The 6104-nt window shown below is 32.7% G+C and carries 8 protein-coding genes; all 8 read left to right on the forward strand.

What is annotated here, in order from left to right; all coding sequences use genetic code 11:
• Positions 1–342 precede the first annotated feature (342 nt).
• On the forward strand, positions 343–720 hold the full coding sequence (locus LI074_RS16385; RefSeq protein WP_020993818.1) for a hypothetical protein: 378 nt from the start codon (positions 343–345) through the stop codon (positions 718–720).
• A gap of 57 nt (positions 721–777) precedes the next feature.
• Complete coding sequence (locus tag LI074_RS16390) at positions 778–1752, forward strand: hypothetical protein (RefSeq protein ID WP_008708315.1); 975 nt, start codon at positions 778–780, stop codon at positions 1750–1752.
• Positions 1753–1935: 183 nt separating this feature from the next.
• Entirely contained in the window at positions 1936–2427 is a 492-nt protein-coding gene (locus tag LI074_RS16395) for a hypothetical protein (RefSeq protein WP_020993820.1), read from the forward strand.
• A 191-nt stretch (positions 2428–2618) separates the two neighbouring features.
• Complete coding sequence (locus LI074_RS16400) at positions 2619–3575, forward strand: nucleotide-binding protein (RefSeq protein WP_008708288.1); 957 nt, start codon at positions 2619–2621, stop codon at positions 3573–3575.
• On the forward strand, positions 3535–4506 hold the full coding sequence (locus tag LI074_RS16405) for a radical SAM protein (protein WP_044952076.1): 972 nt from the start codon (positions 3535–3537) through the stop codon (positions 4504–4506). Before LI074_RS16400 ends, LI074_RS16405 begins: the two co-directional genes overlap by 41 nt.
• Before the next feature lie 27 nt (positions 4507–4533).
• Positions 4534–4725 (forward strand): hypothetical protein, encoded by a 192-nt coding sequence (locus LI074_RS16410; protein ID WP_008708292.1) that lies wholly within the window; start codon positions 4534–4536, stop codon positions 4723–4725.
• A 254-nt stretch (positions 4726–4979) separates the two neighbouring features.
• On the forward strand, positions 4980–5456 hold the full coding sequence (locus LI074_RS16415) for a hypothetical protein (RefSeq protein ID WP_173698416.1): 477 nt from the start codon (positions 4980–4982) through the stop codon (positions 5454–5456).
• Positions 5457–5821: 365 nt separating this feature from the next.
• Positions 5822–6070 (forward strand): AbiH family protein, encoded by a 249-nt coding sequence (locus LI074_RS16420; protein ID WP_173698415.1) that lies wholly within the window; start codon positions 5822–5824, stop codon positions 6068–6070.
• Positions 6071–6104: the final 34 nt, after the last annotated feature.

Here is a 6104-nt window from a genome sequence, read left to right on the forward strand (position 1 = left end):
ATACCCCCATATAGGACTTTTATATTTCATTGTCCTATATGAGGGTAGCATATCAGGTGTAAAGGGTGTCTTTTTAGTGCTATTTTATTGTCATATCAAGGCTCATTCAATTGTGGTAAATTCGTGGTAAATTAAATAATTTTCTATACTTCAAAGTGCTTGAAAGTATAGTGTTTATGCGGATAATCGCAAATTAGATATAAAATTTCTAAAGAATTTATAAACAAAACAAGGTGAATAATCTGGGCAAGCATAACAGAGAATGATCATTCTGATTCATATGGAAGAGAATGTCTTACAGAACTTACTAAAGCATTGGAAGATTATAGGGATGATTTGGTTGTGATTGTAGCTGGGTACACAGAACCAATGAAAAAATTTTTTGACTCAAATCCAGGATTAAAATCAAGGTTTAATACATTTATTGAGTTTGAGGATTATTCTGTTGACGAATTAGATGATATATTGGTTGGTATGTGTGTCAACAATGATTATGAATTGAGTGAAGATGCAAAAGCGTGTGCGCACTCTTATCTTAATAATAAGGTCGAAACGAAAGAAGATAATTTTGCAAATGGTAGAATGGTTAGAAATTTATATGAGGATTTGGTAATGAATCATGCAAGGAGAGTCTTTAATATTAATGCTCCTAGTAAGGCTGATTTAAAAACTATTCTTGATGTGGATTTTAAATTTGATTCTGATGTGAAGACAGATTAATTACGAGGATGTCATATATATAATTATAATATAGCGAAAAGAAGGTGGTTGGCTATTATGATAGTTGCATTTATGGATTTGTTAGGATTTTCTAATTTGCTAAGAAATAATATGGAAGTGGCTATTGATAATTTAAATACATTTAACAATGTGATAAAAACAAGAGTTATTGATAATAAATGCCATCCAATAGAAGAATACAGAGAGAATTATCCTAACGATGTAAAGTTTCAGCAATTTGTGGAAAAATCATCTGTAACCTCATTTGAGCAAATGATAAGTTTTAGTGATTCTTTAGTTTTGGGTGGTACTGACTGCAATATGTTTATTAAGCAATTAATGAATTTTGTTGCAACGGTATATATTGAGTATTCAGAACCATTTCAAAAGAATTTTTCAGATATTAATCAAGTTACTACATATAAAGTTGCTGAAGGATGTGGTAGTGGAAGCATTCAGTATCATAAAGCATTTCCTATATTATTTAGAGGCGGACTATCAGTTGGTAACGATGTTACTTTTTGGGACGAGTACTGCATTAATGATTCTGACTTTAAAATATCATCAAGAAATGTTATGGGATTGACATATTTAAATGCAGTTAAACTTGAAAGCGTTGGAAAGGGACCACGATTATTTTGTGATAAATCATTAGTTGATGCTGTAGATGATGAAATCAATAAATATATTAAGTTGGTTGACTCTGAAAAGGAAATATATGAAATAGTATGGACAATAGAGGGGTGTGAAGCTACAGGATGTTGTTCAAGTAATAAATGGAGTAACGTAATAAATCGGATTAATGACAAAATGTTACCAGCTGCAATAAATCTTTATAAATATTATCAAAAAGATAAAGGGCTAGAACCACAATATAAAGAGTTGTTAAATTTGGTATGTGTAGGAATTGTAAAGTATGCGAAAGATGAATGTAACCGCGAGAATGAAGCAATCCATTATATAAATCAAGTTTTTCAGGAGAAACATATCCAAGTAATAGATGGCTCATTATTAGAAGACTTTATAGGATAGAGGAATAAAAAAGGATAAGTGTTATATCAGAGTTGACAATGTAGATAGATGATTGGCTTATAAAGATTTGTGAAGTAGAACCATCTTTTGAAAACTCTATAAATGGTACAGTATAAATAAGAGTACCGGGGTCAGACCCCATAAAAAAATCAGTAAAGTACTCAAATTATGGAGGAATTCATTATGCATCACGATTTAGATATTCACCCAATTCCGGAGAAAGTTCTTTATATCAATGATCTTTCAATTGCAGATACTGCTTTTGGTTACGAGACGAAAAAACAACATCAAAAGGCAATCACTGGTAAAATTCACGCTAATGGAGGCATTCTAGCTGATGATAATGTCCGTATTTACATACCACTGGATTTAAATGCCGACCAGATATTGAGCAGACTGCAACAGATTTATCGAGTTATGGGTAATCCGAATGATATGAATGAAATGGAGTTTTCTTGCGAAGTAGGCAAGATTATCTCACAACTTGAAATATATGATCAGGTGTGGGTGGCACGAGATCTAAAAAATGCGGTAAGAATTGAAGAACGTATTCATAGCACCAAAGGAATAGAACTGACAAAAAAGATCATCAATGTTTTGATGGAAGATGAAGGTTGTGCAGAGTGTTTTCCATATGATGTTGTAGATGAGTTAAAGGCGGAATTTGGAATATAATGTAAAATGTTTCACATGCCGATATTGCAGACGAATTAGGTGAATGGGAAGTGGGTGACTTATTATAGAACGAATGATCCTGCTTTAGTAGGGTGGCCGTGGTAAATAATTGAATTGCCTGTTTCTTGACATGTGGATATGAGGCAGGTGTAATGAAGTTTTTTTGATTTATATCAGGAAGAAGGGCGCATATGAGGATATTTATTGCAAGTTCCGGAGAACGCTTAAATATGGCAATTGAGGTTGGAAGTTGGCTGGAAAGTATGAATGTAGAGCCTGTATTGTGGAATGAACCGGAGGTTTTTCCTCTGGGTGTTTATACATGGGATGCTCTTATAGACTTGAGTAAGAATGTAGATGCAGCAGTATTTATATTTGGAGAAGATGATAAAATTTGGTTCAGAGGGGAAGGCACAATGACAGTACGTGATAATGTACTGTTGGAATATGGATTGTTTTCAGGAAAACTGTCAAAGGTTAATACTATTTTTCTATGCGAGGGCAGACCAAAACTTGCGAGTGATCTCGAGGGAATCACATGGGGAGATGTAGGAAAGAAAAACAGCGCAAAAATTAAGCTGAAAAATTGGATAAATTCTATCCGGACAAACAACCAGAAAAAAGTCGAAGGATTTAAGATTACGGACTTAAATGATGCGTTTCAGATAACTTTGAAAAACCAAAAGATTAAAAAATTAAGAATCTTTGCAATTTCAACATTTAAATCCGTACAGATGTTTCGGTTAATAAACGATATTTCTATTAACCATGCAGAAATTTTGCTTCGAGAATATGATAATAAGAATGATGAATATTACGATCAATCAATGGAAGGTGCTATTGATAATGCAATTCTGAATTGGAAACATATGATTGAAAATGACCATAAAATTAACAAGCTTGATATTTTTCGTTTTAATTATCATCCGGATGAAGGGTATTACATTTTTGATGACAAATATCTGATATTAGGAAATTTAAAATATGAAATGGAGAAGAAAGAGTATACTTTTAGCAAAAATGTAATGCTTATTGATAACCAGACAGAGACTGGGCGTACATGGATCAAGGAGTACATTGAGCGATTTGAAGATACAAAAAAGAATTATGAGACATCAGTTATGCAATATTGTGACACTGAATCTTAATACAACATGCAATTTACATTGTAAATGGTGTTATAATCAGGAAAAACAACACAAGTTATTAAAGTTTGAGCTGTTTGTAAAGTTTTATGATGATATCATTAAAAATAATGTGACATCGATGACTTTGATTGGTGGAGAACCGACAATACATCCACAGTTTGTGGAGATATTAAGAAAATTAGAAAAGCAGGAAGTTCACTTATTTACTAATGCAATCAGATTTTCAGAGAAAAAATTCTGCGAAGATGTGTGCAAGCAAAAAAATTTAAAAGATATTACAATATCTATAAAGGGATTTAATGAAAAATCATTTAAGGAATTTTCGGATGAGATATCATTTGTTGAATTTTGCAGTGCAATCGAAAATTTGAACGAAAAAGGGACATTTATCAGAGTTAATTATAATTGTACCGAAAACTTAAGTCAGTCTATGGTATCCGATTTTGTGTATTTTCTGAGATATTATGGGTTACATGAGATTGTTTTACATGATATCAGACCATATATTACAGAATCTGGTGAACTTATAAAGAAACATTCTATGGAGCCGTTACAGCTTATAGCACAGGAACTGGAGAAAGCAGGAATTGTTCCTTATATACGTTTAAACCAGCCGTTTTGTCGTTACAATCCGACCTTTTTGAAACAATTTTTGGATTCAAAAAGAGTAATGGCTACATGTGCTGTGAAGAAACAACAGGGAATTTTTGTCGATCCTGATTTAAATATTATTTTGTGCAATGAATTACGACACATAATAATGGGAGGTTACCAGAGGGACTTTTGGGATTACAAGAGCATGCTCGATGTTTATAACAAGCAGGATACCGTTAGGCTGTATAATAAGCTGGAAGGATGCCCTATGAAGAAATGCGTAAAATGTGATATGTGGGAAAAGTGTGGCGGTAGCTGCATATTGCATTGGTTATAAAAATAATCTGTCAAGGGAGAAACGAAAGTGAAACGAGAATTAAAGGGAAAAATAGAAAAATTAGTTGTTTACGAAACGGAAAGAGAATATCAGGGAACTTTTATAGACAGCAATTTCGTATCGGGAGACTGTGGTGCAGGTGGTCCGGGGAGAGTGAAAGAAAAGAGTAAAGGGTCCAAACTGCTGTATTGTGGAGACTGTGGCCCTACCAGTCATTAGAAATGAGTTCTCGATAGACAGCTGCAGATAGACTTGCTTTACGGAAAAATGGTGCATGCAGCCTGAGTAATAATCTTAGTGAAAATTTCTTTATGGGGTGTGACCCCATAAAGAATTTCGTAGACGGGAAGTGGACAGTTATTATGTTTGGAGTTAAGATATGAATACGACAGTCAATACCTTAGCTTGTAAGAATCAAGTGGTGGAACAAGACACCAGATTTATTATATACAGTATGTGGTAGAAATGATTTTATGACTAATGAGATTATTGAAACAGTAAAAAGTTGTTTAACACTTTTGATAGCAATTTTATGTTTGATTTTTTCAAAATCTAGATTTAAAGAAAATAAAAGATATGCAGTTAAATATGAAAATAGTAGTATTTTACTAATTTTACGATTAATATTGACTTATTTATTGAAAATTATTAGTATTATAATACTTATTGGAATTTGCACGAATAAGTTGGACGTTTTTATTGCATTTTATGTTTTTACTCCAATGTTGATTTGCTTACAGTTAATATTTTTTTATACGAATGATACCAAGGCTATGTTTACATTAGTTAAAGGTTTTTACTATTTAGGGTTGAGTATTATTTCATTAATTCAATTTTTATGTGAAAATCAGAATGTGGCTGAACTTGCATTAGGATTTACATTGGCATTGGCAATATTTGAAAGTATAGCTGCGATATCTGAAGGCATTATGAAATTACAAAAAAAGTAATACCAGGGTCAGACCCCAGGGTATACGTAATATCGGGGTCACCCCCATAAAGAATAGTTTATAACGAAAAAGAAGTACCGGGGTCAGACCCCATAAAGAAAAAATAAACATTTCTAAAGAATGTATAAACAAAACAAGGCGTTGTTGACTCCTTAAATTAGCATGATATTGATCTACTTACCAGTCTCTGAAATGATCTGTATACTGTCATTAGTTTACGGAAAGAAAAAGGTTTCAGAGCACCTTCCGTGATAAGTTGGTTCGTAAGTGCTTACGGTAATGTGTTGGATAATCTTTATTTTTGGCATTTAAATATGTAATTGCAACTAAACATTGATTCAGTATTTACAGGAAGAAGAAAATAAATGAATATACTTGTTGTAGGGAATGGTTTTGATTTAGCACATGGATTGAAGACTTCTTATGCAGATTTTTTGCATGTCATTAATGTATTTTCAGATATAGAAGAAATCGATCTTATGAATAGACCAGATTTATTTTGGAATGAGATTAAAAGTGATAAAATTATAAGAGAGTATGTAATTACTAAAACAAGAGAAAGCTCAGAGAATTCAAACTCTGGGCTTTTTCTAGTGTGCCGAGCATGGCACTAATCTTACTGGTGAAAGTCCAGTCACGGGTATTTAC

The organism is Blautia sp. MSK18_10, from assembly GCF_020553185.1.
Classification (GTDB): domain Bacteria; phylum Bacillota; class Clostridia; order Lachnospirales; family Lachnospiraceae; genus Blautia_A; species Blautia_A wexlerae.